Origin of the sequence: Streptomyces sp. S07_1.15 (genome assembly GCF_020739505.1) — a bacterium.
Classification (GTDB): Bacteria; Actinomycetota; Actinomycetes; order Streptomycetales; family Streptomycetaceae; genus Streptomyces; species Streptomyces xinghaiensis.
Genome location: NZ_JAJBZK010000001.1, coordinates 1,112,192 through 1,135,554 on the forward strand (window position 1 = coordinate 1,112,192; position 23,363 = coordinate 1,135,554).

At 74.2% G+C, this 23,363-nt stretch carries 20 protein-coding genes and 1 tRNA gene; 8 read left to right on the forward strand and 13 right to left on the reverse strand.

Annotation, left to right across the window (positions count from 1 at the left end; translation table 11 throughout):
* The first annotated feature begins 10 nt into the window (after window positions 1–10).
* Window positions 11–2,023 (forward strand): hypothetical protein, encoded by a 2,013-nt coding sequence (locus LIX60_RS04815; RefSeq protein ID WP_227957346.1) that lies wholly within the window; start codon window positions 11–13, stop codon window positions 2,021–2,023.
* 61 nt (window positions 2,024–2,084) lie between these two features.
* Window positions 2,085–3,563, forward strand: coding sequence for an ABC transporter substrate-binding protein (locus LIX60_RS04820; RefSeq protein ID WP_227957347.1), 1,479 nt, complete (start codon window positions 2,085–2,087; stop codon window positions 3,561–3,563).
* Window positions 3,564–3,719: 156 nt separating this feature from the next.
* Here LIX60_RS04820 and LIX60_RS04825 read toward each other — a convergent pair whose 3' ends face one another.
* The 7 genes from LIX60_RS04825 to LIX60_RS04855 form a co-directional block, all read right to left on the reverse strand.
* Complete coding sequence (locus LIX60_RS04825) at window positions 3,720–5,900, reverse strand: 3-hydroxyacyl-CoA dehydrogenase NAD-binding domain-containing protein (RefSeq protein WP_227957348.1); 2,181 nt, start codon at window positions 5,898–5,900, stop codon at window positions 3,720–3,722.
* A 52-nt stretch (window positions 5,901–5,952) separates the two neighbouring features.
* Window positions 5,953–7,167, reverse strand: a complete 1,215-nt coding sequence (locus tag LIX60_RS04830; protein ID WP_227957349.1) for an acetyl-CoA C-acetyltransferase — start codon at window positions 7,165–7,167, stop codon at window positions 5,953–5,955.
* Window positions 7,168–7,314: 147 nt separating this feature from the next.
* Window positions 7,315–8,457, reverse strand: a complete 1,143-nt coding sequence (locus LIX60_RS04835) for an acyl-CoA dehydrogenase family protein (protein WP_227957350.1) — start codon at window positions 8,455–8,457, stop codon at window positions 7,315–7,317.
* The gene (locus LIX60_RS04840) at window positions 8,454–9,608 is read right to left on the reverse strand and encodes a CaiB/BaiF CoA-transferase family protein (protein ID WP_227957351.1); all 1,155 of its coding nucleotides are present in this window, start codon (window positions 9,606–9,608) and stop codon (window positions 8,454–8,456) included. Before LIX60_RS04840 ends, LIX60_RS04835 begins: the two co-directional genes overlap by 4 nt.
* A 242-nt stretch (window positions 9,609–9,850) precedes the next feature.
* Window positions 9,851–10,150, reverse strand: coding sequence for a YciI family protein (locus LIX60_RS04845; RefSeq protein ID WP_019710787.1), 300 nt, complete (start codon window positions 10,148–10,150; stop codon window positions 9,851–9,853).
* Window positions 10,151–10,359: 209 nt separating this feature from the next.
* Complete coding sequence (locus LIX60_RS04850; protein ID WP_227957352.1) at window positions 10,360–11,067, reverse strand: endonuclease V; 708 nt, start codon at window positions 11,065–11,067, stop codon at window positions 10,360–10,362.
* A gap of 121 nt (window positions 11,068–11,188) precedes the next feature.
* A complete protein-coding gene (locus LIX60_RS04855) occupies window positions 11,189–11,386 on the reverse strand; it encodes a hypothetical protein (protein ID WP_125624295.1) in 198 nt (65 codons plus the stop codon).
* Window positions 11,387–11,546: 160 nt separating this feature from the next.
* Here LIX60_RS04855 and LIX60_RS04860 point away from each other — a divergent pair, with 160 nt between their 5' ends.
* From LIX60_RS04860 to LIX60_RS04870, 3 genes are all read left to right on the forward strand, one after another.
* Entirely contained in the window at window positions 11,547–13,070 is a 1,524-nt protein-coding gene (locus LIX60_RS04860) for an FAD-dependent oxidoreductase (RefSeq protein ID WP_227957353.1), read from the forward strand.
* A 27-nt stretch (window positions 13,071–13,097) separates the two neighbouring features.
* A complete protein-coding gene (locus LIX60_RS04865) occupies window positions 13,098–13,751 on the forward strand; it encodes a HemK2/MTQ2 family protein methyltransferase (RefSeq protein ID WP_227957354.1) in 654 nt (217 codons plus the stop codon).
* Window positions 13,752–13,941: 190 nt separating this feature from the next.
* The gene (locus tag LIX60_RS04870; RefSeq protein WP_265585121.1) at window positions 13,942–14,163 is read left to right on the forward strand and encodes a CDGSH iron-sulfur domain-containing protein; all 222 of its coding nucleotides are present in this window, start codon (window positions 13,942–13,944) and stop codon (window positions 14,161–14,163) included.
* A 90-nt stretch (window positions 14,164–14,253) separates the two neighbouring features.
* Here LIX60_RS04870 and LIX60_RS04875 read toward each other — a convergent pair whose 3' ends face one another.
* On the reverse strand, window positions 14,254–15,342 hold the full coding sequence (locus LIX60_RS04875) for an iron-containing redox enzyme family protein (protein ID WP_227957356.1): 1,089 nt from the start codon (window positions 15,340–15,342) through the stop codon (window positions 14,254–14,256).
* 216 nt (window positions 15,343–15,558) lie between these two features.
* Between LIX60_RS04875 and LIX60_RS04880 the strand changes: the two genes are divergently transcribed.
* Window positions 15,559–15,972, forward strand: coding sequence for an SsgA family sporulation/cell division regulator (locus tag LIX60_RS04880; RefSeq protein ID WP_043471725.1), 414 nt, complete (start codon window positions 15,559–15,561; stop codon window positions 15,970–15,972).
* A 91-nt stretch (window positions 15,973–16,063) separates the two neighbouring features.
* On the opposite strand, the gene LIX60_RS04885 is transcribed toward LIX60_RS04880, so the two are convergent.
* On the reverse strand, window positions 16,064–16,810 hold the full coding sequence (locus LIX60_RS04885) for a GPP34 family phosphoprotein (RefSeq protein ID WP_227957357.1): 747 nt from the start codon (window positions 16,808–16,810) through the stop codon (window positions 16,064–16,066).
* Window positions 16,811–17,239: 429 nt separating this feature from the next.
* Between LIX60_RS04885 and LIX60_RS04890 the strand changes: the two genes are divergently transcribed.
* Window positions 17,240–18,856 (forward strand): ABC-F family ATP-binding cassette domain-containing protein, encoded by a 1,617-nt coding sequence (locus LIX60_RS04890; RefSeq protein WP_227957358.1) that lies wholly within the window; start codon window positions 17,240–17,242, stop codon window positions 18,854–18,856.
* Window positions 18,857–19,048: 192 nt separating this feature from the next.
* A complete protein-coding gene (locus tag LIX60_RS04895; RefSeq protein WP_227957359.1) occupies window positions 19,049–20,020 on the forward strand; it encodes an acyl-ACP desaturase in 972 nt (323 codons plus the stop codon).
* 99 nt (window positions 20,021–20,119) lie between these two features.
* Here the strand turns inward: LIX60_RS04895 and LIX60_RS04900 are convergent.
* The 4 genes from LIX60_RS04900 to LIX60_RS04915 form a co-directional block, all read right to left on the reverse strand.
* A tRNA-Met gene (locus LIX60_RS04900) sits at window positions 20,120–20,196 on the reverse strand.
* Window positions 20,197–20,291: 95 nt separating this feature from the next.
* A complete protein-coding gene (locus tag LIX60_RS04905; protein ID WP_019710803.1) occupies window positions 20,292–20,564 on the reverse strand; it encodes a WhiB family transcriptional regulator in 273 nt (90 codons plus the stop codon).
* 305 nt (window positions 20,565–20,869) lie between these two features.
* A complete protein-coding gene (locus LIX60_RS04910) occupies window positions 20,870–21,913 on the reverse strand; it encodes a LacI family DNA-binding transcriptional regulator (protein ID WP_227957360.1) in 1,044 nt (347 codons plus the stop codon).
* Between the two features lie 483 nt (window positions 21,914–22,396).
* Window positions 22,397–23,293 carry a hydrolase gene (locus LIX60_RS04915; protein ID WP_227957361.1) on the reverse strand — a complete coding sequence of 299 codons (897 nt, stop codon included), beginning with the start codon at window positions 23,291–23,293 and terminating at the stop codon, window positions 22,397–22,399.
* Between the last annotated feature and the right edge of the window lie 70 nt (window positions 23,294–23,363).

The following is a 23,363-nucleotide window of genomic DNA, read 5'->3' on the forward strand; positions in this document are numbered from 1 at the left end:
GGGGACGTACATGCCTGAACTGCCGGGCGGTCTGCGCGGCCGCGAACCCGTGCGGGAACTCATCCGCGACTGCCTGGCGCTGCCGCCGGGGGCGGACCGGCCGGTGACCGTCCTGCTGGGGCCGACCGGTATCGGCGCCACCGATCTGCACGCCTACGTCAAGGAGAGGTTCGCGCCGGACACCCCGTGCGCGTATCTCAACTTCGACGCGGCGGCCGGGCTCGACATCCGGACCGTCCTCGGCGGTCTGGCCCGGGAGCTGGAACGGAAGCTGACGAAGTACAAGGAGCCGAGCTTCCCGCGCTTCATCGTCGGCCTGCTCACGACCGGCACGCCGATGGAGGACCTGCTCCGCGCCCACTCGCGGCGCAAGCTGCCCCGGCTGATCCGCGACGAACTCCGCAACCGCGAGGGCCGCTACGGCAGCTTCCTCGGCCAGCTGGCGGAAGTCCTGGCGGAGGCGCTGGACGCCCCGCCCGGTGTCTCCGACGCCGCGGCCGCCGTGCTGTCCTCCGTCACCCCGCGCACCGGGCAGCTCCCGTGGCGGGCTCTGAACCGCGGCATCGGCTGGTACGGCGACGGGCGCATCCCGCCCTGCGCGGACCCGGCGGACGCGCTGGTCGAACTCAACTCCTGGCAGCACCGCTCCGACGACGGCCGGGAGAACGGCCCCCGGGACGTCGAACGCGTCCTCCTCCGCGCCTTCCTGGCCGACCTGCGCGAACACGCCAAGGGGTGGCTCAACCACCGCGCCTTCCTGCTGCTGCTCGACAACTGCCATACGGAGACCGGGCGGAGATTCCTGGAGCTGCTGCTGGAGGCACGGCACGAGGACAAGGCCGCCCGGCGCGGCTGCGACCCGCTGGTCACCCTCGCCAGCGTGCACCGCTGGCTGCCCGAGTGGGGCCCCGCCACCGGCGTCCAGTGGGCGCTGCGGCCGCAGGACTCCGATCTGGCCTCGCTCGCGCAGTGGGAGGCGGGGCGGGGCAGTGAGAGCTCCGACGACTTCTGGTGGTACCCGCTGGAGCTGCGGCCGCTGCGGCTCGCCGACACCCGGGTGCTCAGCGCCGGGGCACCCCGCCGGCCCGACATCGTCCCCGGGGTGCAGCGGCTCACCGGCGGGCTGCCCTGGGCCGTCCGGCACACGGTGAACACCCTGCTCCGCGCGGCCCGGGAGCACCCCGCTCCGGAGGAGGACCCCTACGCCTGCCTGCGCCGGGTGCCGGGGCTGCCCCCGGCTCCCCCGGTGCCCGGCCCCGACGCCGGGGCCCCCACCCTGGCCCAGGCCTCCCTGGGCTACCTCCTGGAGGACCTGGCCGACGAGCCGGGGAGCGACCGCCGCGCCGTGCTCGTGCGCTGGTCCGCCGCCCGCGATCTCTCCGTCTGCGCCCAGGTGTTCGGGACGGGGACCGGCGACCACGGCGAGCCGCTGCCGGGCCTGCTCCGGGAGCGCTGGCTGCTCGCGGCCGAGGACGGCCGGCTCGTCCTCCACCCGTGGCTGCGCCGGCTGCTGCTGTGGGAACTGGCGGCCGACGAGGAGATGTGGCGGGACAGCCACGCACGGCTCGCCGCGCACTTCCGGACCGGGCGCGAACGGCCGTCCGAGCTCACGCCCGGCACGGACATGGAGCTGGAGGAGATGTACCACCGGCTGGCGCTGGGCGAGACGGAACCGGTCGCCGCCCTGCTGGCACGCCGGTTCACGGAGCGCGGCAGCGAGGACTTCATCCGCGACCTCGACCTGGTGACCTCCGCGCCCAACCGGCTGGACAAGGCGGTCCCGCCGCTGCGGCTGCTGGAGTCGCTCACCACCGGGAGCGACACACCGGCCATGTCGCCGGAGGCGGTGATCCGGCGGCTGGTGGTGGCCCGGTGGATCTGGAGCGACCCGCTGAGCGACCCGGGCCGGCGGCTCAATGCCGTGATCGCCGGCAACTACGACCATCTCGCCGCGATGCGCAGTTCGGGGATCGTCCCGCTCTACGACGAGGCGGTGCGCTACCGGCAGTGGCGCGACGAATGACACCCGCCCGCGGCAGGGCGGTCACGGGCACGGACGGGGCAGGACGTGGGGAGTGGGGGACATGGAGATGTGGCGGCCGACCCGCCCGGTGGTGCACTGGGCCGTCGGCATCCTGGTGACGGCGCTGGTCCTGGGGCTCGGGGTCCCGCAGCTGTACGGCTGGTGGCAGAAGCGGGAGGCCCGGTGCGCGGAGGGCGTGGAGAGACGCGGCCCGGACGAGGAGTGCGTGGGCGCGACGGACGGCGTCACGGACCCGGACTTCGCCTTCGCCGGGCATCTGAAGGACATCCAGCGGAAGATCGGGGACGAGAACCGGGCGGTGATGGAGAAGGAGAAGAACTACGTCACCATCGCCTACATGACCTCGCTGACCGTCGAGAAGGACGACAGCAACTCCCGGGACGCCATCCGGCGGCAGCTCCAGGGCGCCTATCTCGCCCAGATCCGCGCCAACAGGCGTGACCTGTCCGGCTCGCCCAAGATCCGGCTGCTGGTGGCCAACACCGGCAGCGGCGCCGAGCACTGGCGGTACACGGTGGACCGGCTCATCGCGCTGAGCCGGGCCGAGCGGCGCGAGGAACGGGTGCTGGCGGTGACGGGCCTCGGCCCCAGCACCACCGAGAACAGGGAGGCCATGGGCCGGCTCTCCGAGGAGGGCATCGCCATGGTGGCCAGCACCATGAGCGCGACCAACCTCACCGGGATCGCCGGGCTCGTCCGGGTCGCGCCGACGAACCGGGACGAGGCGAGGGCCGCGTCCGCGTACCTCAAGAAGCGGGGGTACGAGGACGCCGTCATCGTCGAGGACGAGGCGAAGAAGAACCTCTACGCCAGGACGCTCGCCGAGGAGTTCCGCAAGGTGTTCCCCGACAAGGAGCACACCCTCCCGGAGGAGAACGCGGTGTACGACGCCTCGCAGCCGGACAGCTGGGAGGGCGAGCTGCGCTGGATCGTCCAGAACCTCTGCGGCGAGGAGCCCGACGTCGTCTACTTCGCGGGCCGGGGCAAGCACCTCATGTCGTTCATCAACAAGCTCGCCAACCGCAAGTGCCAGCAGCGGGACTTCACCGTGATGACGGGCGACGACACCACCAATCTCACCACCGACCAGCTGCGGGAAGCGGGAGAGAAGGGCGTCGAGGTGTACTACACCGGGCTGGCCCACCCGGACATGTGGGAGGAGGACAGGACCGCGGTGTCGCGGCCGTCGGCCGCGTTCTTCCAGGAGGGCGGCTGGATGAGCAAGCAGTTCCCCGACGAACGGCGCGACGACGCCCAGGCGATGATGGCCCACGACGCGGTGCTCACCGCGATCACCGCGGTCCGGATGACCTCCCTCGACGGCAGCGTGCTCAGCGGAAAGGCGGTGGCGCGGAGGTTCCGGCAGCTGCGCGGCCGGGACCAGGGCGTGGAGGGGGCCAGCGGCTTCCTCTCCTTCCGCAACAACGGCGACCCGATCGACCGGGCCGTCCCCGTGCTGAAGCTGGGGCCGAACGGGCACTTCGCCCTGGACGACGTCCTCCGCGGCGACACCCGCTGAACGGCCGGGGGACGGCCGGGAGACGGCCGGGGCGCGACCGGGGAACGCCCCGGGAACGCCAACGCCCTTACGGGGCGGGCCCGGTGGAGGAGTCCACCAGGCCCGCCCGCGCGCCGCTCCCCTGCCCGGGAGGGCGCGGTCCCGCTGCCGCGCGGCTCAGCCGCGCGGGCCGTCGGTGAAGATCTCGCCCTTCTCCGCCTTCTCCAGCAGCAGCGCGGGGGGCGCGAAGCGCTCGCCGTACGTCTCGCGCAGTTCCCGCGCGCGGGCCACGAAGCCGGGCAGGCCGCCCTCGTAGCCGTTGATGTACTGGAGCACGCCGCCGGTCCAGCCGGGGAAGCCGATGCCCAGGATGGAGCCGATGTTGGCGTCGGCGACCGAGGTGAGCACGCCCTCCTCCAGGCAGCGGACGGAGTCGAGCGCCTCCGAGAAGAGCATCCGCTCCTTCATGTCCTCGAACGGGATCTCCGCGTCCGGCCGGGTGAAGTGCTCGCGCAGGCCCGGCCAGAGACCGGCCCGCCTGCCGTCCTCGTAGTCGTAGAAGCCTCCGCCGCCGCTGCGGCCGGTGCGGCCGAACGCGTCGACCATGCGGTCGATGACGGCGTCCGCCGGGTGGGGTTCCCAGCTGCCGCCCGCCTCCTCCGCGGCCCGCCGGGTCTCCTCGCGGATCTTCCGGGGCAGGGTGAGGGTCAGTTCGTCCATCAGGGAGAGCACCCGGGCCGGGTAGCCGGCCTGGCCCGCGGCCTGTTCGACGGAGGCCGGGTCGATGCCCTCGCCGACCATGGCGACGCCCTCGTTGATGAACCGGCCGATGACCCGGGAGGTGAAGAAGCCCCGGGAGTCGTTGACCACGATCGGGGTCTTGCGAATCTGCCGCACGAGGTCGAAGGCGCGGGCCAGCGCCTCCTCGCCGGTCCGCTTCCCCTTGACGATCTCGACCAGCGGCATCTTGTCGACGGGCGAGAAGAAGTGCAGGCCGATGAAGTCCTCCGGCCGCTTCACGCCCTCGGCGAGCAGCGAGACGGGGAGGGTGGAGGTGTTGGAGCAGAGCAGCGCGTCGGGCTCGACGATGTCCTGGATCTCCTGGAAGACCTGGTGCTTGAGCTCCGGGTTCTCGAAGACCGCCTCGATCACGGCGTCGCAGCCGGCCAGCGCCCGCGGGTCGGCGGCCGGGGTGATGCGGGCCAGCAGCGCGTCCCGCTCGGCCTCGGTGGTGCGGCCGCGGGCGACGGCCTTCTCCAGCAGACCGGCGGAGTACGCCTTGCCGCGCTCGGCCGCCTCCAGCGAGACGTCCTTGAGGACGACCTCGATGCCGGCGCGGGCGCAGGAGTAGGCGATGCCCGCGCCCATCATCCCGGCGCCGAGCACGGCGGCCCGGCGGACGGTGCGCGGCTCGGGGCCGTCCGGGCGGCCGGCTCCGGAGTTGACGGCCTGGAGGTCGAAGAAGAACGCCTGGATCATGTTCTTCGCGGTCTGCCCGGTGGCCAGCTCGGTGAAGTAGCGGGCCTCGATGACCTGGGCGGTCTCGAAGTCCACCTGGGCGCCCTCGACGGCGGCGGCCATGATGTTGCGCGGCGCCGGGTAGGGCGCGCCGTTCAGCTGCTTGCGCAGATTGGCCGGGAAGGCGGGCAGGTTGGCGGCGAACTTCGGCGTGGAGGGGGTGCCGCCGGGGATGCGGTGGCCCTTGACGTCCCAGGGCTGCCGCGACTCGGGGTGGGCGTCGATGAAGGCGCGGGCCCGCGCGAGCATGTCCTCCTCGCTCGCGGCCACCTCGTGGACGAGGCCGGCCTCCAGGGCCCGCGCCGGGTTGTACTGGCGGCCCTCCAGCAGCACCTTCAGCAGGGCGTCGGTGATGCCGAGCAGCCGCACGGTGCGGACGACACCGCCGCCGCCGGGCAGCAGGCCGAGGGTCACCTCGGGCAGCCCGAACCTGGCCTTGGGGTTGTCGAGCGCGACGCGGTGATGGCACGCGAGGGCGATCTCCAGGCCGCCGCCGAGCGCGGCGCCGTTCAGGGCCGCGACGACCGGCTTGCCGAGGGTTTCGATCCGGCGCAGGTCGCGCTTGATGCGCATACCGGAGTCGAACGCCTGCTGGGCCCGGTCGGGGGTGATCCGGCTGAGGTCGCGGAGGTCGCCGCCGGCGAAGAAGGTCTTCTTGGCCGAGGTGACGATCACGCCGCGGACGGAGTCGCGCTCGGCCTCCAGGCGGTCGGCGACGGCCGTGAGGGAGTCGCGGAAGGCGGCGTTCATGGTGTTGGCGGACTGCCGGGGGTCGTCCAGGACCAGGGTGACGACACCGGTGCCGTCCTGTTCCCAGCGGATGGTGGTGGGCTCGCTCATGGTGTTCGCAGTCTCCGTGGAGGGGGTCGGGAAGGGCCGGTTCCGGGGGCGCTCAGAGGCGTTCGACGATGGTGGCGATGCCCATGCCGCCGCCGACGCAGAGGGTGGCGAGCCCGTACCGCTGCTCACGGCGCTCGAGTTCGTCGACGAGGGTGCCGAGGATCATGGCGCCGGTGGCGCCCAGCGGGTGGCCCATGGCGATGGCGCCGCCGTTGACGTTGACCTTCTCGATGTCCAGGTCCATGTCCCGGACGAAGCGCAGGACGACGGCCGCGAAGGCCTCGTTGATCTCGACGAGGTCGATGTCGCCGATGCTCAGCCCGGCCTTGGCGAGCGCCTTGCGGGCGGCGGGCGCCGGGCCGGTCAGCATGATCGTCGGGTCGGCGCCGGAGACGGCGGCGGAGACGATCCGGGCGCGCGGGGTGAGGCCGTGGCGGCGTCCGACCTCCTCGCTGCCGATGGCGACGAGCGCGGAACCGTCCACCATGCCGGAGGAGTTGCCGGCGTGGTGGACGTGGTCGATCTTCTCGACCCAGTGGTACTTCTGCAGCGCGACGGCGTCGAAGCCGCCCATCTCGCCGATGTCCGCGAAGGACGGCTTGAGGGAGGCCAGGGACTCGGCGGTGGTGCCGGAGCGGATGTGCTCGTCGTGGTCGAGGACGGTCAGGCCGTTGCGGTCCCGGACGGGGACGACGGAGCGCTGGAAGCGGCCGTCCTTCCACGCCTCGGTGGCCCGCTCCTGGGAGAGGGCGGCGTAGGAGTCGACGTCGTGCCGGGTGAAGCCTTCGACGGTGGCGATGAGGTCGGCGCCGATGCCCTGCGGGACGAAGCCGGTCTCGTAGGCCGTCATCGGGTCCATGGCCCAGGCTCCGCCGTCGGAGCCCATCCGGACCCGGGACATCGACTCGACGCCGCCGGCCAGGATCAGGTCCTCCCAGCCGGAGCGGACCCGGGCGGCGGCCTGGTTGACGGCCTCCAGACCGGAGGCGCAGAAGCGGTTCTCCTGCACGCCGGCCACGGTGTCCGGGAGCCCGGCGGCGATGGCGGCGATCTTGGCGATGTCGGAGCCCTGGTCGCCGATGGGGCTGACGACACCGAGCACGATGTCGTCGATGGCCGCCGGGTCCAGTCCGGGGAACCGGTGGCGCAGCTCGTGGATCAGGCCCACGACCAGGTCGATGGGCTTGGTGCCGTGCAGGGCGCCATTGGCCTTGCCGCGGCCGCGCGGGGTGCGGATCGCCTCGTAGACGTACGCTTCGGTGCTCAACGTCGGCAGCCTTTCCATACTGTTCGATGCTCGATGCCGTGCCACCCGGGGCGGGCGGCGGGGGTGGTGCGGTCGTCCGGGGGTGGGGAGTGCGGTGCGTGCCGTTCCGCCGGTGGTGCCGTGCGGATGCTGCCGCACGGACCGCCGTCAGCCGAGGACCGACCGGCCGATGATCTCCTTCATGATCTCGGTGGTGCCGCCGTAGATGGTCTGGATGCGGCCGTCGGTGAACGCCTTCGCGACCCGGTACTCGGTCATGTACCCGTAGCCGCCGTGGAGCTGGAGGCAGCGGTCGGTGACCCGCTTCTGGAGTTCGGTGGCCCACCACTTGGCCATCGAGGCGTGCACGGCGTCGAGCTGCCCGGCCGTGTGCTCCTCGATGCAGCGGTCGAGGAAGGCGCGGGTGACGGCGCACTCGGTGGCCATCTCGGCGATCTCGAAGCGGATGTGCTGGAGCTTCGCCAGCGGCCGGCCGAAGGCCTCCCGCTCCTTGACGTACCGCTTGGTGATCTCCAGCAGTTCCTCGGCGCCCGCGATGGCGGCGACGGCGATGCTCATCCGCTCCTGGGCGAGATGGGTCATCAGATGGAGGAAGGCGCCGTTCTCCTCGCCCAGCAGGTTCTCCTTGGGGACGCGGACGTCGTGGAAGAACAGCTCGGCGGTGTCCTGCGCCTTCTGGCCGATCTTGTCGAGATTGCGGCCGCGCTCGAAGCCCTCCATGCCGCGTTCGACGACGAGCAGGCTGAGGCCCTTGGCGCCGCCCTCGGGGGTGGTGCGCGCCACCACGATCACGAGGTCGGCGAGGATGCCGTTGGAGATGAAGGTCTTGGAACCGTTGAGCACCCAGTGGTCGCCGGCGTCGGTGGCGGTGGTGCGGATGCCCTGGAGGTCGGAGCCGGCGCCGGGCTCCGTCATCGCGATGGCCGTGATGATCTCGCCGCTGCAGAAGCCGGGCAGCCAGCGCCGCTTCTGCTCCTCGGTGGAGAGGGCGGTGAGGTACGGGCCGATGATGTCGTTGTGCAGGCCGATCGCCAGGCCGGAGGCACCGGCCCGGGCGAACTCCTCGGTGAGGACGGCGCTGTGGCGGAAGTCGCCGGCCCCGCCGCCCCCGTACTCCTCGGGGACGGCGAGCCCGAGCAGCCCCTGCCGGCCGGCGGCGAGCCAGGCGGAGCGGTCGACGACGCCCTCCCGCTCCCAGCGTTCGTGGTGCGGTTCCACCTCCTTCTCCAGGAAGGCGCGGACGGTCCCGCGGAAGGCCTCGTGCTCGGCGGTGAAGACGGTGCGCTTCAACGCGCGCCTCCTGACGGGGTGGTGGGAGCCGGGCCGGCGGTGAGGCCGGGGACGTCCCAGTCGGCGGCCACCTCGGCGGTGTGGGCGCCGGGCAGCGCGGGGGGTGTGCGGACGGCGCCGGGGGTCGCGGAGAACCGCGGCGCGGGGGCGGGCTGGGTGATGCCGCCGTGGTCCGTGAAGGTGGAGCGGGCGGCGAGATGCGGGTGGCGCGGGGCCTCGCGCAGGGACAGCACGGGGGCGACGCAGGCGTCGGAGTCCGCGAAGACGGCCGTCCACTCCTCGCGGGTGCGGGTCCGGAAGCGGTCGGCGACGGCGGCGCGCAGCGTCTCCCAGTCGCCCGGGTCGCCGCGGCCGGGTGCCTCCTCGCCGAGGCCGAGGAGGCGGGTGAATTCCTCGTAGAAGCGTTCCTCCAGGGCGCCGACGGCCATCCAGCCGCCGTCGGCGGTCTCGTAGACGCCGTAGAAGGGGGTGCCGCCGTCGAGCAGGTTGACGCCCCGGCGGTCCTGCCAGGCGCCGGCGGCCAGCAGGGCGTGGATCATCGTGGTGAGGTGGGCGGTGCCGTCGGTGATGGCCGCGTCGACCACCTGTCCGGTGCCGGTGGTCCGCGCGTGCTGGAGGGCGGCGAGGACGCCGACGACGAGATAGAGGGAGCCCCCCGCGTAGTCGCCGAGGAGGTTGGCGGGCACGGCGGGCGGGCCGCCGGCCGCACCGATCATGCCGAGGGCCCCGGTGACGGCGACGTAGCCGATGTCGTGCCCGGCGTGCGGGGCGAGCGGGCCGTCCTGGCCCCAGCCCGTCATCCGGCCGTACACCAGGCGGGGGTTGCGGGCCAGGCAGTCCTCCGGGCCGACGCCGAGGCGCTCGGTGACACCGGGCCGGTTGCCCTCCAGCAGGATGTCGGCCCGGGCGGCGAGGCCGAGCACGGCCGCCCGCCCGGCCCCGGTCTTGAGGTCGAGCAGGACGGAGCGCTTGTTCCGGTTGGTGAGGTCGTACGCCGGGTCGATGCCGAGCCCGGCACCGCCGGGGCGGTCGACGCGGACGACGTCGGCGCCGAGATCGGCGAGGAGCATGGCGGCGAAGGGGCCCGGGCCGATGCCCGCCAGCTCCACCACGCGCACGCCCGTCAGCGGACCGTTCCCGGTGACTGCCATCGAGACCCCGACCCCAAACGTTGGTGATGCCGCCCTGGTGTGCCGCCGTGGTGGTGCGGTGACTGCCGCGGCGGTCCGGCATGACACCATCGATGTAACACCACTGATGCTAAGAACGTGTTCCAGTTCGCACAAGCCCTCCGGGCCGGGAAAAACGTGGGACGCGGCGGCCGGGTGGCCGCCGCGTCCCGGCAGTGCTCGGTGCCGTCTCCCGGCAGTGCTTCGCCGCGTGTCGCGGGTGCTCAGCTCCGCACCGGCTGGCGGTACTCCCGCAGCGGAGGCGCCGTGCGGCTCGCGGTGAACTCGGTGATCCGGTACTCGCAGACCTCCTCCTGGGCGAAGGGGTCGCTCGCCGCGATGGCCTCCACCCGGTCGCGGTCGGCACCCACGGCGAGGATCACCCCGCCGTCACGCGGTTTCTTGGGGCCGGAGGCGATGAACTCCCCCGCCTCGAACTGCTCGTCCACCCAGGCCATATGGGCCTCGCGGAGGGCCTCGATCCGGTCGGCGGGCGCGCAGTAGGTCAATTCGAGTACGAACATGGCCTCACCCTACGCACGCCACCGGGTGCGGGCGGCACCCCCCGCACCGCGGCGGGCGGAGGCCGGGACGGCGCCGTTGCGGCGGCCCGGACAGCGGTCCGGGCGGGACGGCCCGGCGGTCCGGACGTACGTCCGCAGGCCGGCGCGGCGGGTGCGGGGCCACGGCGGCGGGGAGCGGTGCGGCACGGGAGGGCCCGCCGGTCCGGCGCTCAGACCGGGGCGGTGTCCGCGAGGGCGGTGGCGAGGGTGCGGCGGCAGAGGGAGTCGGCCCGCCGGGTGGTCTCCGGCAGCCGGTAGCGCGGGGTGAGCCGGAGGGTGTGGGCGACGGCGTGGTCCAGGCTGATCCCGTGGCCCACCGAGACGAAGACCGGCTTGACGCCCTCCCGGGTGCGCAGCGCACGCCCCACCTCCTCCTCGCCGTCGAGCAGCGGCGAACTCGCGCCCCGCTCGGGGCCGGGCGGTGCGAAGGCGAAGCCGAACGGGGTCTTGGCGACGCCGAAGGACGGGATGCCGGTCAGCACGCCGAGGTGGGCGGCGAGCCCCAGCCGCCGGGGGTGGGCCAGGCCGTAGCCGTCGCAGACGACCAGCGCGGGCGGTTCGGACAGCCGTTCCAAGGCGTCGAGAACGGGCGGGAGTTCGCGGAAGGCCAGCAGCCCGGGAATGTACGGGAACGCGGCGTGGCCGGTGGCGGTCGCCTCGTCGAGCGGCTCCAGCGTCTCCGCGTCCAGGACGACGGCGGCCGCGGCGAGCCGTCCGGTCGCCTCGTCATAGGCGACGTCCACGCCCGCGATCGCCGGAACCTCGCCCGGTGCCGGGCCGGGGCCGGCCGTGTCGGCCCGTTCGCGCAGCCGGTTCTGCTCGGCCACCGCCTCGGCTTCCGTGGCGGGCCAGTTCCCGGCCGTCCGTCGTGATCGCATGGGGTCCGTCCTCCGGCTCGCCGCCCGGTGCGGGACCGGGGTTCCGCTCAGCGGGTGGTTCGGGCCGCATCCTGCCACCGCGGGGGTGCCGGGCGCCGCGGGGCGGCGGGGAACGCGCCGGTCAGCCGCCCAGCGTCCACAGGGTGAGGGTGTAGACCATGAAGATCACCCAGAGCACCGCGGCGGCGCCGCCGAGCGCCAGGGCCGCCTTCATGGCGCCCGCGACGGCCTGCCCGCCGCCGTACGGAAGAGCCTCGCCGCCCTGCGGGCGGTAGTGCGGCTGGAACTGCTGGACCCGGGTGTTCGCGATCTTCTCCATGCCTCACATCCTGTCCCCTGCCACTGACACCACACATGAGTGCGCGTACTCAGCGGAGGTACTCACACCCGTCCGTACGAGCGGCCCCGGCGGACCGCCGACCGGCCCGCACGGGTTCCCGGCAGGTGCAGAACGCGGCCTCCGGGGAACCCGCTGCCGCATGACAGATCTCCCCGGCACGCACGAGTCGTACTGGATCGACACCACCCCGCAGACCTCCCACCCCTCCCTGGACACGGACCTGGAGACCGACGTCGCCGTGATCGGCGGGGGCATCGCCGGGCTGTGCACGGCGTGGGAGCTGGCCCGCGCGGGACTCGGTGTCGTCGTTCTGGAGGCGGACCGCATCGCCACCGGTGTCACCGGCTACACGACGGCCAAGGTCTCCGCCCTGCACACCCTGGTCTACGACCGGCTGCGCACGACGCGCGGCGCCGACGGCGCCCGGCTGTACGCGCGTTCGCAGACGGACGCGGTGGAGCACGTCGCCGCGACGGCGGCCGAACTGGGCATCGACTGCGATCTGGAACGGCTGCCCGCGTACACCTACGTCCGGGACCCGGCGGCCGCGGCGCAGGTCGAGGCGGAGGCGCGGGCGGCCGCCGAGGCCGGGCTCCCCGCCTCCTACGTCACGGAGACGGGCCTGCCCTTCCCCGTCGCCGGTGCCGTGCGGGTCGACGGCCAGGCGCAGTTCCACCCGCGCAAGTACCTCCTCGGGCTGGCGGAGGACTTGCGGGCCCGGGGCGGACGGATCTTCGAACGGTCCCGGGTCACCGGGCTGCGGGAGGGGACGCCCTGCCGGGTCACGACGGAGGGCGGGGCGACCGTGACGGCGCGCGATGTCGTGGTCGCCACGCACTACCCGGTCTTCGACCGCTCCCTCGGCTTCGCCAAGCTCTCCCCGCACCGCGAACTGGTGGTCGCCGGCACGCTCCCCGCGGACCGTGACCCCGCCGGCATGTACATCACCCAGGAGGAGAACAAACGCTCGGTACGGACGGCGCCCGGACCGGACGGGCGGCGGCTGCTCGTCGTCACCGGCGAGAGCTTCCTGCCGGGCACGGCCGACGCGGGCGAGCGGTTCCGGCGGCTGGCGGACTGGACGGCCGAGCACTTCCCCGGCACGGAGATCTCCCACCGCTGGGCCGCGCAGGACAACGACCCCACCGACACGGTGCCCATCGTCGGCCCGCTCCACCCGGGCGCCCGGCACACCTACGTCGCCACCGGCTTCGGCGGCTGGGGCATGAGCAGCGGGGTGATGTCGGGCCGGCTGCTGTCGGCGCTCATCCGCGGCGAGACCCCGGAGTGGGCCGCGCTGTACGACCCGCGGCGGCTGATGAGCACCGTCCGGGAGGGCGGCGGCTTCCTCAGGCACCAGGCGACCGTGGGACGGCACTTCGTCGGCGACCGGCTGAGGACCGCGCACACCGACTCGGTGGACGACATCCCGCCCGGCGCGGGCGCCGTCGTCCGCAGCGGCGGCCGCAGCTGCGCCGTCTACCGGGACGAGGAGGGCGCCGTGCACGCCGTCTCCGCGCGCTGTACGCACCTGGGCTGCCTGGTGGCCTTCAACGCCGGCGAGCGGGCCTGGGAGTGCCCCTGCCACGGCTCCCGGTTCGGGGTGGACGGCCAGGTCATCCAGGGTCCGGCGAACCGGCCGCTGGCTCCCCGCGACGTTTAGCCGTGACGGCCGGGGTACCCGGTGACCGTGTTGTTTCTGAAGCCCCCAGGGGTTTATGCGCCGCAGGATGACACGTCCTGCCTCACCGCCGCTCTCCGCGAGGAAACGTTCGCCCCGGGCGTCCGGGTGCTCGACCTGTGCACCGGCACCGGAGCCCTCGCCGTGGCGGCGGCCCGGCGCGGAGCCCGTGTGACCGCCGTCGACACGTCGGTCCGCGCGGTGCTCACCTGCCGCCTCAACGCCCGCCTGGCGGGCGTACGGATCAGGGCCGTCCGGGGCGATCTGCTGTCGGCCGTCGGAGGGGAACGGTTCGACGTCATCCTCAGCAACCCCCCGTATGTGCCGTCACCGCACCCGCGCCTCCCCCGCCGCGGCCCGGCACGCGCCTGGGAGGCCGGGCACGACGGGCGGGCGCTGCTCGACCGGATCTGCGCCGAGGCACCGGGGCGGCTGCGTCCCGGCGGCATCCTGCTCCTCGTCCAGTCGGCGCTCAGCGGTGTCACACCGACGCTGGACGCGCTGGTGCGGGCCGGTCTCGACGCGCAGGTGACCGAACGCCGGTACGTCCCCTTCGGGCCGCGGCTGCGGGAGCGGGCCGAGTGGCTGCGCGGCCGGGGGCTGCTGCCGCCCGGCGAGGACAAGGAGGAACTGGTGGTGATCCGCGGTGAAGCCGCCCTCTGAGCCGGACGGAGCGACCGCCGGCCCCGGAGCCACGGGTGGACCCGTCACCGGAGCCGGAGCCGGACCCGGACCCGGAGCCGCCGCCGGACGCACCGGTGCTCCGGCCGGCACCCGCACCGGGGCCGGCGCGGCCGCGGAGGTCCCCGCCGCGCGCGAGGCCCGCCGGGTGAGCCTGGTGCGGGGCGGCCCGATGCTGGTGGAGGGCCCGGTGGAGGTGGTGCTGGAGGACGGCAGCACCGAGCGCTCGGACCGGTTCACCGTGGCGCTGTGCACCTGCCGCCGCAGCCGCCGCTTCCCCTGGTGCGACACCAGTCACCGCCGACGGGTCCGCGGTACCGCGGACGAGCACGGCGACTCCCCCGGCGGAGGCTCCGGCTCCCCCGGCGAAGGCGGGTCCTCCTCCGCCGGCTGAAACCCTCCGCTCAGGCCTCCGCTCGGGCGGGTGCCGGAAGCGAAACCCTCCGCTCAGGCCTCCGCTCGGGCGGGTGCCGGAAGCGGGCGCTCAGGCGGCTGCCGGCACCGGCGGCGGGGCGGGGAGCGGCTCGCGCAGGGAGGTGCGGCCCGCTTCCCAGGCCGCCAGCAGCCGGGCGCCGAGCCGGTCCTCCAGGAACCCCGTCGAGGCGGCGCCGAAGGCCACGTCCGCGTCCAGGCCCGGCTCCTCCTCCAGCAGCCCGCCCACGACGTCCCGGCGCACGATCTGCTCGTGCACCGCGTCCGCCTCGACGTGCTCGGTGTAGAAGTGCACGGCGGCCGGGCCCGCGCCCGCCCGTTCGAGCGCCCTGGCCAGCCGGCGCGAACCGGGCGAGGAGGTGATCTCCACGGCCGCGAAGTGCCCCACCAGCGCCCCGCGCAGCGCCCGGTGGAGGCCGAACAGGGACATCTGGTTGACCACCGCGAGCATCGGCGCGGGCGTGACGTCCAGATAGCGCCCGTAGGCGGGGTCGAGGCCCAGGTCGGTCATCAGCTCGGCGAAGAGCCGGGCGTGCACGCGGTCGGCCCGGCCCCCGCCGAACTCGTCGAACTCGACGGCGACCATGGCGGCCTTCGCCCGGCCCGTCAGCCGGGGGATGACCCAGGCGTGCGGGTCGGCCTCCTTGAGGTGGTAGAGCGAGCGCTGCGCGGCGTACTCGCGCAGCTGCCACAGCTCCCCGGACTCCTGGAGGCGGTGGCTGACGCCGTCGCCGTCCACGGGCTCGACGAGCAGGGCGTCCAGAGCCGCAGCGGCGCTCTCCGGGCGGGGGGTGTCCGCGCGCAGGGCGGTCAGGAAGCGTTCCTCCAGAGCCCGGCGGAGACGGAGGAGGTCCGGGTCCCACTCCCAGTGGCCGCCGACCCCGGCGAAGCCCCGGTAGTGCAGTTCGTAGGCGAGGTAGAGGGCGAGCTGGAGATCGTCGCCGTAGGGGTCGGCGGCGGTGACGGCCGGTCCGCCGGGCAGGTCCGGGGAGCCGCCGGTGAGCAGGGCTGTCACCGCGGCCGACAGGTCGCCGCGCGGCGCGGGCAGGGCCGGTGCGCCGGCCGAGGTCCCGGCTCCCCCGTCGCTGCCGGCCCCGGTGCGGCCGGCGGTGCCGGGGGTCGTCGTCGCTCCGGTCGCCATGGCTCCGGGCCTCCTCTTCCCTCGTCCCCGGGGACCGTCCGCCCCGGGGCACATCCGGGTCGTTCGAGTGCCCTCCGCCGCCTCGGTCATGCGTTTGCGGAGACCGCGGAAAGGGGGAGTGACAGAGGTCACGCTGCCGATCCGCACACTGAGAGGGCCGCCGGATCGTCATAGAGAGTGTCAGCCGTCTTCCGAACACCTCTCAGGAGGCAGGAGTTGTCCCCTGTCATCGACCGAGCCGTACAGGCCGGCCTCATCACGTCCGACGGGCAGGTGATGGACGTTCCCGCGGCGCTGCGCTACCGGCGCGACGATCCGCTCGCCGTCCGTGCCTGTTTCCCGCCGCGCGCCTCCCTCGGCGGTGCGGACGTGACCTGGGTGTTCTCCCGGGATCTGCTGGCCGCCGGGCTGCTGGAGCCGGTCGGGGACGGGGATGTGCACGTACGGCCGTTCGGGCCGCTGGTGACGGTGCTGGAGTTCCACGCGGCCGCCGGGACGGCGCTGGTCCGCATGGACAGCGCGGATGTGCGGAGCTTCCTGGAGCAGACGTACGCCCTGGTGCCGTTCGGCCGTGAGGAACTCCATCTCGATCTCGACGGCGACCTGGCCGCCCTGCTGCGCGAGGCCTGACACCCCGCCCGCCCCCACCGGGCGGCGAACGGCCCCGAGCCACCGGCGCGGGCCACGGGACACCGGCGGGGCCGCGTTCCGCCGCGGCCGGTCAGCCGCCGGCCGCGGACGCCGCCGCGGGCTCCTCCGGGGCGGCGACGGCCGCGGCGAGCCCGGCCCGCACCTCCGCGACCGCCCGCACGGGCGCCACCGCGGCCGGCCCTCCGGCCGGGCCGCACTGTCCCGCGCGCCGCGCCAGTTCGCCGAGCCGCCGCCCGCGGGTGGTCCGCTCCTCCGCGGAGACCACCCCCGGCAGCCCGGCCGCCGCGGCCAGGACGGCCAGCGCCGCCTCCTCGGGCGCCACCCGCGCCACCGGCTCCCGGCCGTGCAGTACGCGCCGCGCGTCCGCCCGCAGAGCCCGCGCCGCCTCCTCGTCCACCAGGGCGTACTCCCGGGGCGGCAGCAGCCCCAGCCACCGCCGGGACACCACGCGCAGGGCGCCCTCCTCGGCGAGCCCGGCCTGTACGGCGTCCAGGGTGGTGCCGGCGTGCCGGGTCACCCAGTCCCGCCAGCCGTGCGGCGGGGACTCGGTGATCAGCTCCAGCAGATCGTCGAGTGCCGGATCGTCCGTCCGGGCGTCGAGGTCCGGTGTGACGACTCCGCCGTCGTCGGTGAGCAGCCCCCGCCGGGCGAGTTCGGTCAGCGCCCCGGCCCGCACCAGGGGCGGCAGCCGGTCCGGGCCGTCCGCGCCGTCCGGGCCGCCGGTCCCGGGGCGGACGCTCTCCGGAGCCCGGGCGAGCAGGCAGAGCCGGGCGGCGAGGGAGCGGGGGGAACGGGAACCGGGTGTCACCGGGGTCACAAGGGCCTCCTGCGGATCGGGCGGCCGGTGCGGCCGGTGGCGGTGGCGAGCGCCGCGGACGGCCGGCGACGGGGCCCCGGGCCGGTCGGCGGGGGTCCCGCGGACCCCTCGCGGGCCGGTCCCGGCCGCACGGGCGGCAATTCCGTTGCCGCCGCCCGGCCGTCTCCGTACCGTGGTCACCGGCCCTGTTGTCGGTGGACGGAGAAGGCGTTGCTCGTCTGAGGTCATGGGACACCGTGTGCCACGCCCCGGCCGGAAGGCCGGACCGGCGTGGGCCGTTGTGCGACCTCGGCACCGAGCCGTCCGTCCCGACCGGGGCTTCTTCTCTGGTTGTTCTCTGGTGCCCCTCTTCCGCCACGGCATTCCCGGTGTCTCCTCCGCTGCCCCGCACCCCGCACCCCGTGCTCCCCGGCGACCAGGAGGCCCCGTATGGCACCGTCCGCTCTCTCCGTCAACTGTTCCGGTCTCTCCTTCACCTGGCCGGACGGCACCACCGTCCTGGACGGCCTCGATCTCGCCGTGGGACCGGGCCGCACCGGCATCGTCGGGCTGAACGGCTCCGGCAAGTCCACCCTGCTCCGCCTGATCGCCGGTGAGCTGCGGCCGTCCGGCGGCACGGTGCGGGTCACCGGCGAGACCGGCTACCTGCCGCAGAACCTCACCCTGGACACCGCGCTCCGCGCCGACGTGGCGCTCGGCATCGCCGTCCCCCGGGCCGCCCTGCGCGCCATCGAGGCCGGCGACCCGAGCGAGGAGCACTTCACCGCCGTCGGCGACGCCTGGGACATCGAGGAACGGGCCCTGGCCACCCTGGACCAGCTCGGCCTGGGCCACATCGGTCTCGACCGCACCGTCGGCGAGCTCTCCGGCGGCGAGTCGGTGCTGCTGCGGCTGGCGGCCCTGCTGCTGCGGAAGCCCGGCGTCCTGCTGCTGGACGAGCCCACCAACAACCTCGACCTGCGCGCCCGGCGCCGGCTGTACGCGGCCGTGTCCTCCTGGCGGGGCGTGCTGATCGCCGTCAGCCACGACCGCGAACTGCTGGAGCTGGTCGACCGGATCGGCGATCTGCGCGAGGGCGGGGTGCACTGGTACGGCGGCGGCTTCTCCGCCTACCAGGAGGCGCTGACGACCGAACAGGAGGCCGCCCGGCGCTCCCTGCGCGCCGCGGAGGCCGATGTGCGGCGGCAGAAACGGGAGCTCGCCGAGGCCCGGGAGAAGCTGGCCCGCCGGGTCCGCTACGGCAGGAAGATGTACGAGAACAAGCGCGAGCCCAAGATCGTGATGAATGCCCGCAAGCGCGCGCAGCAGGTCTCCGCCGCCAAGCACCGCGGCACCCACACCGCGCGGCTGGAGGACGCGCGCGAACGGCTGGACGAGGCCGCGGACGCCGTGCGGGACGACGCCGAGATCCGCGTCGACCTGCCGCACACCGCCGTCCCGCCGGGCCGCACCGTGCTCACCGTGCGGGAGGCGGAACTCCGGTACGGCGCGCGGGTACCGGAGTTCACCGTGCGCGGCCCCGAGCGGATCGCGCTGACCGGCGGGAACGGCGCGGGCAAGACCACCTTGCTGCGGACCATCGCGGGCGAACTGGAGCCGGTGCGCGGCGAGGTGCGGACCGAGGTGCCGTCGAGGTTCCTGCCCCAGCGGCTGGATCTGCTCGACGACGGGCTGAGCGTCGCGGAGAACGTGGCCCGGCACGCCCCCTCGGCCACCGGCAACCGGGTCCGGGCCCGGCTCGCCCGCTTCCTCTTCCGCGGCGCCCGCGCCGACCAGCCGGCCGGCACCCTCTCGGGCGGCGAGCGCTTCCGCGCCACCCTGGCGGCGCTGATGCTGGCCGAGCCCGCGCCGCAGCTCCTGATGCTGGACGAGCCGACCAACAACCTCGACCTGTCCGGCGTCGAACAGCTCACGGCGGCACTGGAGTCGTACGAGGGCGCCCTGATCGTGGCCGCCCACGACCTGCCGTTCCTGCGGAGCCTGGGCATCACCCGCTGGCTCCGCCTGGACGGCGAACTGACGGAGACGTCCCCGGAGGAGGTCTGAGAGGGGTGCGGGCGGCGGGTTCGGCGGGTTCGGCGGGTTCACCGGCCGTAACACCACTCCCGCCACCCGACATTACGGGATCTACCCTCCGATTAGCCGCACCCCCCTGGTCCCCGGCTTCCCCCAATGCTTAACCTACGGTTTCGTAACCTACGGAGCCGTAGGTGATCCGCACGTCTCCAGGAGCTCGTTGTGACCCAGACCCCCGCCCCCCTCGCCGGCTCCGAGGGGTGGAGCGACGCCAAGCTGCTGTACGCGCTGGAGGAGGTCGTCGAGGACGAACTCAACCGGCACCTCAAGGTCGCCAAGGACTGGATGCCGCACGAATACGTGCCGTGGAGCGACGGCCGCAACTTCGACGGCCCGCTGGACGGCGAGGCCTGGGCCCCGGAGCAGTCCAAGGTCAGCGACATCGGCCGGATCGCCCTCGTCGTCAATCTGCTCACCGAGGACAACCTCCCCAGCTACCACCACGAGATCGCCACCCTCTTCGGCCGCGACGGCGCCTGGGGCACCTGGGTGCACCGCTGGACCGCGGAGGAGGGCCGGCACGGCATCGTGATGCGCGACTACCTGCTGACCTCCCGGGCCGTCGACCCGGTGCAGCTGGAGGAGTTCCGCATGGCGCACATGTCGGAGGGGTTCGAGTCCGACAACCGGCACAGCATGCTGCACTCCGTCGCCTACGTCGCCTTCCAGGAGCTGGCCACCCGGATCTCGCACCGCAACACCGGCCACCACTCCGGTGACCCGGTCTGCGACCGCATGCTCTCCCGGATCGCCACCGACGAGAACCTGCACATGGTCTTCTACCGCAACCTGCTCGGCAAGGCGTTCGAACTGGCGCCGGACCAGACGATGGAGGCCGTCCGCGACGTCGTCGTCAACTTCCGGATGCCCGGCCACGGGATGCCCGGGTTCGAGCGGGCCGCCGCGCAGATGGCGATCGGCGGCATCTACAACCTCCGCATCCACCACGACGACGTGCTCCAGCCGGTGCTGCGCTTCCTCAAGGTGCTGGAGATCTCCGGGCTCGGCCCCGAAGGGCTCAAGGCCCAGGAGGAGCTGGGGATGTACATGGGCGGTCTCGACGAGCAGGCCACGAAGTTCGACGAGCGGCGCGAGGCCCTGCTCGCCCGCCGCGCCGCCCGCAAGGCCTCCTGAGGCCCCGACCGGCCTTCCCGGCTCCGGCCCCGGCCGAGGGCCGGGCGGGGCCGGCAACGCGTCGGGCCCGGTGCGCTGTGCACACCGGGCCCGACGTTCTGGTAGCGGGGACAGGATTTGAACCTGCGACCTCTGGGTTATGAGCCCAGCGAGCTACCGAGCTGCTCCACCCCGCGTCGTTGGACCCGACTCTACGCGGTGCCGGCCCCCGTGCAAAATCGGTGACGCGGCCCGCACCGGCCCGGTACTCCGCCGGTGCGGGCCGCGGCTCTCAGGACGTACCGCTGCCGCCGCTTCTGCGGGACTTGCGCAGCCGGCGCCGCTCCTTCTCGGAGAGACCTCCCCAGACGCCGAACCGCTCGTCGTTCTCCAGGGCGTACTCCAGGCACTCCACCCGTTCCTCACACGCCCGGCAGACCTGCTTGGCCTCCCGGGTGGAGCCGCCGGGGACCGGAAAGAAGAAGTCGGGCCCGGTCTGCGCGCACAGCGCGCGCTCCCGCCAGCCGGAAGCGTGCTCCGCCGGCCCGATGAACTCGATCAACATGCAGGTCATGCTGGTGCGGGCGGATCAACGTTCGCTGAACGAGAGGTCAACGCGCCCGCGCCCGGCGCCTGTTGGCGCGGCGCCCTGCCCGTCTCACCGACCCGCGTGGGAGGTTACCGGTCCGGCCCCGGCGTTCGGCGCCGGTGCGCCGCCGCGGCGCGTCGGCCGGCACGCCGGCCCCGGGCCCGGGCCCTGCCGAACCGCCCGGACCGGCCGGCCGCGCCCCGCTGCCGGCCCCTCCCCCGCCCCGTGCGAGCGGCCCGTACGCCACGCGGCCGTACGCCGGGGGCCGCCCCGCCCGGGGGTCAGGCCGACTCCCGGCGCACCAGCTCGGTCTGCAGCAGGATCGACGGCGGCAGGCCCGCTTCGCCGGAGAGCTGGGCGAGCAGGCGCCAGGTCATGGTGCGGCCGAACTCCTCGATCGGCTGCCGGACGGTGGTGAGCGGCGGCGAGGCGGTGGCCGCGATGTCGAGGTTGTCGAAGCCGACGACGGCGACGTCCTCCGGGATACGCCGGCCGGCTGCCTGCAGCGTCTGCAGGGCGCCCACGGCCATCAGGTCCGAGGCCGCGAAGACCGCGTCGAGGTCCGGGTGGGACTCCAGGAGCCGCCGCATGGCGGCCGCGCCGCCCTCGACCGTGAAGTCGCCGTGCGCGACCGCGTCGGTGGGAAAGCCCGTGCCGGCCATGCCGCGGCGCCAGCCGCTGAGCCGGTCCATGCCGACCGCCATGTCGGCCGGTCCGGCGATGGTGGCCACCCTGGTCCGTCCGGTGTCGATGAGGTGACGGGCCGCCAGGCAGGCGCCGTTGAAGTTGTCCACGTCGACGTACGGGGCGTCGACCCGGACCAGCGGCCGGCCCCCGAGGACGACGGGCAGGCCCGCCTCCACCAGCAGGCTGGGCAGCGGGTCCTCGCCGTGCAGGCTGACGACGAGCGCGCCGTCGACGTGGCCGCCGCAGAGGTAGCGGGCGAAGCCGTCCTCGTCCTGCTCGTTGGTCATCAGCAGCACCAGCTGGAGCTGGCTGCCGGAGAGGCCGCTGTAGATGCCGCGCAGTACCCGGGCGAAGAAGGGGTCGCTGAGCACGAAGTTGCCGGGCTCGGACATCACCAGGGCGATGGAGCCCGTTCTCCTGGTCGCCAGGGACCGGGCGACCTGGTTGGCGCGGTAGCCCAGGACCTCGACCGCGTGGGCCACCTGCTCCCGGGCCTTCTCGCTGACGTAGGGCAGGCCGTTGATCGCCCGGGAGGCCGTGGCACGGGAGACCCCGGCGGCCCTGGCGACCTGTTCGAGAGTGGGGCTCGTGCTCGGGCCCGGCCGTCCCAGAGGCTGAGCCCCTGCTGATTCAGTCACCGGCTCTCCGCGTGTGGCAGGGTCGCGCGCCGCGCGCGGCGGCCCGCGCCGGGGACGGCGGCCCCGGCGACGGTCCGGGCGGCGCGCCCGGGGCGGCCCGCGGGGGCCGCGCGGTGCGGGATTCCGCGGCTCCGCCGCGCGGGGGCGGTCCGCCGGGCGCCGCCGCGAACCCGCGGCAGACCGCGGGCGGCCATGCCGGTTCGCTGCTTCGTGCTGGACACTCCCCCACCCCCACTGACGCCGTCCGATTCCGGTGACCGCCGGGCGACGCCTCGCCGGCAGCGCACTGGAAGCGCTTTCAGACTACCCACGGAACAGGAGGACCGCCAGGGAAGGGAGGGCTCCCCCGGTCCGCCGGCCGCGCGGGGCGGCCGTCCCCGGGAAGCCGCCGTGCGCGCCGCGGCCCCCCGGGCCCCGCGCGTCACGCGGGGTCCGGGAGCACGGCGGACGGTGCCGTCCGCGGATCCGTCCGCGGGCCATGGGTCAGCAGCCGATCGGCGCGGTGCCGACCGCGATGTCGTCGTACCAGAGGGTGTCGTCGCCGTTGCCGTAGCTCTCCCAGCCGAGTCGCAGGTCGGTGAGGGAGGGGCGCCAGTTGGGCTTGTTGAGCCACTGCCGGTCGATGTCATGGGTGGGCGTGCCGTCGATGACGAGGCCCTCGACGACCGAGCCGTTCACCTTGGTCTCCAGAGCGGAGCCCTCGATGCCGAACTCGACGCAGGTCCATTCGTTCACGGGCAGCGGCATGCTCTTGGACACCCCGACGGGGCTCTGCTCCGGCAGGGTCGCGTCGTCGGACTCGCGGTTCCACTGCAGGGCGCCGTTCTGGCCGCCCATCCGCAGGTCCTTGCCGCCGTCGTTCGCGTCCTTCATGGCCGCGAACGTCACATGGGCGGCGGGCAGCGCGGTGGTGTGCCGGACCCAGAAGCGGACGTGCAGCGAGGAGCTCCCGGCCACCTCGTCCAGCGGGGTCGAGGCGAACATGTGGTTGCAGTAGCCGGCGCCGCCGTCGATCCGGAGCGACTTGCTCCCGGTGTGCGCGGTGCCGGAGTCGACCGTCGCGGTGCCGGTGCCGGTGCAGTTGGCGGCCCCGGCGGTCCAGCGGCCGGAGGGAGCGGTACCGGTCTGCGACTCGAAGTCCTCGCAGAAGCCGGAGGCGTCGCAGGCGGCCGCGGGCCGGTCACCGGCGGACGGGCCCGCGGCGGAGGCGCTGCCCGTGGCACCGGCGGCGGTGAGCGCCAGGACGGTCGCCGACGCGGCCAGGATCTGCCGGCGGCGGGCGGGAAGCGGGCTCCGCGGCGGTGCGGAACCGGCGGGCGGGGGTGCGGAGGCCGGCAGGCCGGGTGACGAGGACGAGCGTGAAGTCGTAGGCAAGGACATGGGTCCCGACCCTCCTCGGTGAAAGGTGAGGTGGCGGCGGAGAGATCAGCGTCGCGGGGGGGGCCTCCCC

Bases quoted from the DNA above. Each gene is read 5' to 3' on its own strand.
- LIX60_RS04815 (WP_227957346.1), top strand. From the start codon at position 11: ATGCCTGAACTGCCGGGCGGTCTGCGCGGCCGCGAACCCGTGCGGGAA.
- LIX60_RS04820 (WP_227957347.1), top strand. From the start codon at position 2,085: ATGGAGATGTGGCGGCCGACCCGCCCGGTGGTGCACTGGGCCGTCGGC.
- LIX60_RS04825 (WP_227957348.1), bottom strand. From the start codon at position 5,900: ATGAGCGAGCCCACCACCATCCGCTGGGAACAGGACGGCACCGGTGTC.
- LIX60_RS04840 (WP_227957351.1), bottom strand. From the start codon at position 9,608: ATGGCAGTCACCGGGAACGGTCCGCTGACGGGCGTGCGCGTGGTGGAG.
- LIX60_RS04845 (WP_019710787.1), bottom strand. From the start codon at position 10,150: ATGTTCGTACTCGAATTGACCTACTGCGCGCCCGCCGACCGGATCGAG.
- LIX60_RS04850 (WP_227957352.1), bottom strand. From the start codon at position 11,067: ATGCGATCACGACGGACGGCCGGGAACTGGCCCGCCACGGAAGCCGAG.
- LIX60_RS04855 (WP_125624295.1), bottom strand. From the start codon at position 11,386: ATGGAGAAGATCGCGAACACCCGGGTCCAGCAGTTCCAGCCGCACTAC.
- LIX60_RS04860 (WP_227957353.1), top strand. From the start codon at position 11,547: ATGACAGATCTCCCCGGCACGCACGAGTCGTACTGGATCGACACCACC.
- LIX60_RS04870 (WP_265585121.1), top strand. From the start codon at position 13,942: ATGCTGGTGGAGGGCCCGGTGGAGGTGGTGCTGGAGGACGGCAGCACC.
- LIX60_RS04875 (WP_227957356.1), bottom strand. From the start codon at position 15,342: ATGGCGACCGGAGCGACGACGACCCCCGGCACCGCCGGCCGCACCGGG.
- LIX60_RS04890 (WP_227957358.1), top strand. From the start codon at position 17,240: ATGGCACCGTCCGCTCTCTCCGTCAACTGTTCCGGTCTCTCCTTCACC.
- LIX60_RS04905 (WP_019710803.1), bottom strand. From the start codon at position 20,564: ATGTTGATCGAGTTCATCGGGCCGGCGGAGCACGCTTCCGGCTGGCGG.
- LIX60_RS04915 (WP_227957361.1), bottom strand. From the start codon at position 23,293: ATGTCCTTGCCTACGACTTCACGCTCGTCCTCGTCACCCGGCCTGCCG.